Annotated in this window: 7 protein-coding genes; 2 read left to right on the forward strand and 5 right to left on the reverse strand. The window is 33.4% G+C overall.

Features of this window, described 5'->3' with window-relative positions:
• On the reverse strand, nucleotides 1-796 hold a 796-nt coding region (locus tag V7659_RS01855), incomplete at its 3' end, for a DNA replication protein DnaD (protein WP_335537739.1).
• A gap of 496 nt (nucleotides 797-1,292) precedes the next feature.
• Between V7659_RS01855 and V7659_RS01860 the strand changes: the two genes are divergently transcribed.
• Complete coding sequence (locus V7659_RS01860; RefSeq protein ID WP_335537740.1) at nucleotides 1,293-1,526, forward strand: DUF3892 domain-containing protein; 234 nt, start codon at nucleotides 1,293-1,295, stop codon at nucleotides 1,524-1,526.
• Between the two features lie 193 nt (nucleotides 1,527-1,719).
• Here V7659_RS01860 and V7659_RS01865 read toward each other — a convergent pair whose 3' ends face one another.
• Together V7659_RS01865 and V7659_RS01870 are read right to left on the reverse strand one after the other, a co-directional pair.
• Nucleotides 1,720-2,178, reverse strand: a complete 459-nt coding sequence (locus V7659_RS01865; protein WP_335537741.1) for a DinB family protein — start codon at nucleotides 2,176-2,178, stop codon at nucleotides 1,720-1,722.
• 85 nt (nucleotides 2,179-2,263) lie between these two features.
• Nucleotides 2,264-2,683: a GNAT family N-acetyltransferase gene (locus V7659_RS01870; RefSeq protein WP_335537742.1), complete on the reverse strand. Its 420-nt coding sequence runs from the start codon at nucleotides 2,681-2,683 to the stop codon at nucleotides 2,264-2,266.
• 290 nt (nucleotides 2,684-2,973) lie between these two features.
• Between V7659_RS01870 and V7659_RS01875 the strand changes: the two genes are divergently transcribed.
• Nucleotides 2,974-3,120 (forward strand): hypothetical protein, encoded by a 147-nt coding sequence (locus tag V7659_RS01875; RefSeq protein ID WP_335537743.1) that lies wholly within the window; start codon nucleotides 2,974-2,976, stop codon nucleotides 3,118-3,120.
• Nucleotides 3,121-3,433: 313 nt separating this feature from the next.
• On the opposite strand, the gene V7659_RS01880 is transcribed toward V7659_RS01875, so the two are convergent.
• Both V7659_RS01880 and V7659_RS01885 read right to left on the reverse strand, forming a co-directional pair.
• The gene (locus tag V7659_RS01880; RefSeq protein WP_335537744.1) at nucleotides 3,434-3,871 is read right to left on the reverse strand and encodes a response regulator; all 438 of its coding nucleotides are present in this window, start codon (nucleotides 3,869-3,871) and stop codon (nucleotides 3,434-3,436) included.
• Between the two features lie 13 nt (nucleotides 3,872-3,884).
• A partial coding sequence (locus tag V7659_RS01885) for a sensor histidine kinase (protein ID WP_335537745.1) occupies nucleotides 3,885-5,433 on the reverse strand: 1,549 nt, incomplete at its 5' end.

Here is a 5,433-nt window from a genome sequence, read left to right on the forward strand (position 1 = left end):
CAATATTCATCGCTTTTAAAATCACCGCTTTGGGCTGCAAAAATTTAGAATCAGCTAACCAGGCTAACAGTTGCTGCTTACCATTCAGGTTACTAAAACCAAATCCATTGTTGTCCCAAAACTCTATGATTTCTTTAACATCTACAAGTTTTTGATTATTATGTAAGGGATGGTCACTATCTGGATTACTCTCAATTTGGGAGTAAAGAACTTCTTGTTGTTTTTCTTTTTCTTTATCTTTTTCTCTATCTTCTTCTTGTCCACGTATCGTATCTGGTTTGGTCGACGTAACGTCAACCTCTTTACATTCTGTATTTAGATAGTGATCATTCTGATCTTGGTCACTATCTTTCTTGCTGAAAGTAAACTCTTCTTTTTTACAAAAAGATTCATAAAGGCTGCGGAATTCCTGTTTTGGAATCAACTCTGAAACATATTGAATTAATGAGGAATCTTTGACAGCTTTTAATTCAGAAGTAATACAATCTATCATTGGTTTTCCAGCTTTATCAAAGTTATTTTCTCCCCAGTTTTTAATGGCAAGTTCTCTCGTTTCAGGATTGTAGCGAATCAGCTGGTGATGTGTGATGAATCGTTCCATTAAAGAATGAACACTTTCAATGGAATAGCCCATATCAAAGGCCATCTGCTTTTTCGTAATCTGATAGATTCCAATTTGAGTACTACGCTGATTCGTTAAAAGATATAAATAAAAGTATCTGTCCTCTGGTGTCATCTCCTCCGAAACCATTGGATCCATCCAAAAATCAATACGTACTTTTCTAAACTTTGCCATCTTCAACCACTGCCTTTCTTCTAATAAAGTTTTCTTCATATTTCATATAGAAAGAAATGAAGATAAAGGTCATAGGATTTTCACTAGTATGTGAATTCTTTATGAAACTCCTTCCAACTCCATGTCCTTTACGTGGGATTTAGGTGAAAGCCCGTATCCTTTGCACTTCTACGATATCGAGTTTGGCAGGGTAATGCGAATCACCAAATTTCAAATTTGAGGGCATTTTTGGTGCTTAAAAGCCAAAAAACGCCTCCAAATTTGAAATTTGAACGCGTTTTTTGATGTTTTGGTAATTTTTCAGCTTATTTTTTGTAAAGGCGTGTATCGTTCTTATTTTATATAAAAATAACTGTTCTTCTGTTTTTTTAATGGCTCTGATATAATCATCCGACTTGAGATTTTAATACACAGCTAATCTTCAGTTGCAAGGTTCATAGTAAGTGTATTTTTTTATTTTTTTAAGTCATCCTATTTTTATATAGGAGGCGAAATTATGGAAAAACGTCAAGAATCTGTCATCGCCGTACGCAAGAATGGCGATGACGATATTATTGAATTAAAGTTGTCAAACGGTCGGGTTGTTGATTACAAAGAAGCACAACAAATGGCAAAGAGTGGGATGATTGTTAACGTAAATGTTTTCAAGGGTGGCGACGGCGAGGAACATCTTCGGAGCAATCCGGATGGGGATCCGACCAACAACCTTGATAACCTGCCACAGTTCTAACGGAAATATAAGTAACACAATAATCGGCATAAAAAAATGCTCAGTGTATATAAACTCTGAGCATTTTTTTATCGGCTTATTGAACTAAAGCACCCCGTGTAGCCACCCATGCAGAAGAGCTGCACTACATAGAATAAAAATGATTCAGAACTGTCAATACTGATACTGCCTTAATCCAGCCACGCTATTGATATTAGTTGTTATTTTTAATTAAAATTTGGTTGTTAATATGATGTTCCATATGTTCAAGGTAGTCCTGTATAAGCCAGTCTAAAGTTTTTTGATGGTTATTCCCAATATCACAAAGATAAGATAATTTCTCGGCAGGAATTTTGATAAATATATTTATGACTTGATAATTTAGTGTTTGAAAGAGAGTTAGTATTTCATCAAGTGGTCTTTCTTGATAATTCTGAACTACCACCCATTCTTCTTGATTATACGACTGGATAACATAAGGTTGTTCTTCATATTGAATTTTTACAAACCTCTCAATATTATTTATTGCAGAGTCACAAAGATGTCCTAATATCTCTTTTTTAGACCATTTATTTGGTGATGGTCGATTAGATATTTCCATTGCTGACATTAAATTGTATTCTTTTGGTAATGAGTGTATCCAGTGGTTTATTCTATTAATTACATTCTCCATACTTTTACTCCCATTCAAAATTTTTGTAAATAATATTCGTCTAATAACCTTAATTACCCTTTCTGAAATTAATGGTTATAACTGCTTAAATCAACTTCTTTTCTAAATAATACTGTTTAAATCCTTTTGGGTGATCATCTACTATCCCAACTACATTAAATCCTAACTTTTGATAAAAGTTTGGTGCCTGGAAGCTAAAAGAATCTAATAGTATTAGACGGCAATTATTTTTTCTTGCCGTTTTTTCAATATGATTTATTAACTCTTTACCATAACCTCTACCTCTTAATGAAGGATCCACCCATAGATAGTCAATATATAAATGGTGCCAGAATATCCTTCCAGTAATCCCCCCAACTATTTTTTTATCATCATTTCTAAGTATATGGCTAACATTTATTGTTGTTTGTTTTACTTCATCAGGTAGCTTCGAAAGGTTATATTCGATTACTTTTTTTCTAATATAATCACTATCTTCATGTATCCATTCCTTTGAAATTTCCATAATTCGCCTCCGCATGATAATAATCAAAAATAAAACCTTTATAAATATATTACCTTCTTTAACAATTAAGTTCCTTTTTTAACAAAGCTGCTTCGTAGTTCAACAAGAAAAAGTTGCCTCAATGACTGTTCAGATCCTAAACTCAAGCTCCTGTTAGCTTAAATACAATTCATCACACTTCTTAAGCTAACCTGCACAAATTGAATATTTCACCTGATTACATTACTTGCAAAAACAAGAATAAGAACAGGGGCATGACACAAACTATGCTAAAAAGGAGAGTGTATATCATGGATGAAAAGGGTTTAAAACAGAACGCTAGTAATACTTTACCTACGAATAAACAGAAAACTTTAGATATAACAGCAAGTATTGATGAGCTGAAAAAAGAGCATGAACCAGAGTATGTCTTTTTATATTGGGATGAATTGAGATAAGGATCTTAAGAAGAGAAAATGAAATGGATATTGGATAGAATAATACCAAAATGAAGCAATTCTCTTTATTGAGAATTGCTTTCAATCCAGTAGGATATTTTTTGAACTATGGTGCCTTTGAGCCCATCCGTTAGTCTGACTCCAACGACCACGGTGTACCACCGACTGTCGCCCCCTTTATGGCTAGCACTCATGGGAGATTAATCCTTTTTCTGGTTGTAGCGCCAGCAGCACATTGATTTTATTTTTAAGAAGATGGGTGTCATTAACTATCGATTTACCAGACTAGCTTATATGTGATTTTTCAAGAGGCTCAGCCTTTTTTTAAAAACTGTTTTTTCTGGGTCTGTTTTTGTTGTCCTTTTTCAGTTTTTATTTTTTCTATTTTTAAAATAGCATTTTTAATAGAACTAACGATTTCTTCCACTTCAATAGGTTTGACTAGATAGTCTATTGCCTCGAGTTGAATCGCCCTTTTGGCGTAATCAAATTTTGAATACCCGCTTATAATGATAAAAACAGTATCTAGATTAAGATTCTTTGTTTCTTTAATTAAATCCAATCCATTTAATTTTGGCATTCTTATATCTGCTAAAACAATGTCAGGCTTCTTGCTCATAATTTCTTTAAGGGCTTCTTCTCCGTCTGAGGCAGATCCAACAATTTCAATCTGATGATCCTGCCAGTTAGCTGCTGATTTTAAGCCTTCAATTACGATTTTTTCATCATCAACAATTAAAAGTTTATACATATTAGAAAACTCCTTAAAGATTGTCATGGATAATTCCGTCATTCTTTAGGCCAGCCTTAAGATAAACAGTAGTTCCCTTTCCAATTTCACTTTCAATCTTTAATCCATATTCTTTTCCATAATAAAGCTTTAATCGCTCATTAATATTTTTCAAAGCATAACCCTTTTTGTTAATATCTACTTCATTCATGTCAAAACCTTTTCCAGTATCACGAATACTGAAAAGTAGACCATCCTTGACCATTTTGCCTTCAATCATGATGGTTCCGCTCTCCTGATGCTCTAACCCATGGTAAACAGAGTTTTCTATAATGGGCTGTAATAGCAATTTAATGATACTTTCTTCCATGATTTCAGGTTCAATCGTAAATGAGTAGTGGATTTTATGGTCAAAACGAATATTTTGGATATCCAGATAACTTTTAACTTGTTCTATTTCATTCTTTACAGAGGTAATATGATTTCCATCATTTAAGGTAAGCTTAAAAATTTTTGATAAATTAATCGCAATTTTTGCTATTTGTTTCGCCTGTAATTTCTCCGCCATCCAATAAATCGTGTTCAAAGTATTATATAAAAAATGCGGATTAATGTGGCTTTGCAAGGCTAAAAGCTCTGCTTCCTTTTCTTTAATCTGTGATTTATACAACCTTTTTGTTAAATTATTATTCCAATTATAAAGGTGAACAATTTGATTCCCGATCTCTCCAAGCTCATCCTCATTATTAAAATGAATACCCACTACAGTCTCCCGTTTTTCCATTTTTTCCGTAACCAATCGTAGCATACTTAACTGGTTTGTAATTCTCTTGGTTATAAATAAGGCAATAATTAAGGAGAACATTAACGCCATCACTAATAAAGAAATGGTTACCAATCGAAGTTGATTGACCTCGCGAACAATATTTTCATAGGGGATAATACTGACAATATCCCAATTTGTTTTCTTGTTTGTATGATAATTAAAGAAATACTGTGTTCCATTCATTACCTTTTTAATAGTTCCGCTTTTCTCTCGGCCTTGAATGATTTTGGATACTTGTGAGGAAGAAAAACTGTTATTGCTGCTAGAGAACAATATTTTATCTTCATCCAAAACTAAAATATCGCCTGGAGGGTTACTATTTTTGAACATATTCTCAAAATAAGCTGGATCAAGTTCTATCAGAACCAACCCCATTTGTGCCTTCGTTCCAAGATCTCGAATATTTCTTCCATAAAGTAAAGATTGGCTGCCATCTGTAACAAGCTTTAAATTACTGCCAGTTAACCATTCACCCTGCCATTCGCTATGGAGTAAACGCGGATAGATATTGTACTTTTTTATCGTTTGATAGATGTCATTTTTCAAATTCTGTTCCCCGCGGTTTACTTTCAAAAAGCCGTGATTTTCATTCCCAACGTAGATGGCATTTATATAGGGATTGTTTACCACCGTAACATTATTCAAGTTTTCTAGAGATGCCGTCTCTAATCTGTATAACTTTGCATCCGTTTTTTTATAGGTTAAATAGGCATGAATTTCATTAGAAAGAAAGATGTCATTAGTTAAATTCTCTACA

It is taken from the genome of Neobacillus drentensis (assembly GCF_036966985.1).
Lineage (GTDB): Bacteria > Bacillota > Bacilli > Bacillales > Cytobacillaceae > Neobacillus > Neobacillus drentensis_E.

Excerpts from the sequence above, each read along its gene's own strand:
- V7659_RS01875 (WP_335537743.1), top strand. The coding sequence starts at position 2,974 with ATGGATGAAAAGGGTTTAAAACAGAACGCTAGTAATACTTTACCTACG.
- V7659_RS01865 (WP_335537741.1), bottom strand. The coding sequence starts at position 2,178 with ATGGAGAATGTAATTAATAGAATAAACCACTGGATACACTCATTACCA.
- V7659_RS01880 (WP_335537744.1), bottom strand. The coding sequence starts at position 3,871 with ATGTATAAACTTTTAATTGTTGATGATGAAAAAATCGTAATTGAAGGC.
- V7659_RS01860 (WP_335537740.1), top strand. The coding sequence starts at position 1,293 with ATGGAAAAACGTCAAGAATCTGTCATCGCCGTACGCAAGAATGGCGAT.
- V7659_RS01870 (WP_335537742.1), bottom strand. The coding sequence starts at position 2,683 with ATGGAAATTTCAAAGGAATGGATACATGAAGATAGTGATTATATTAGA.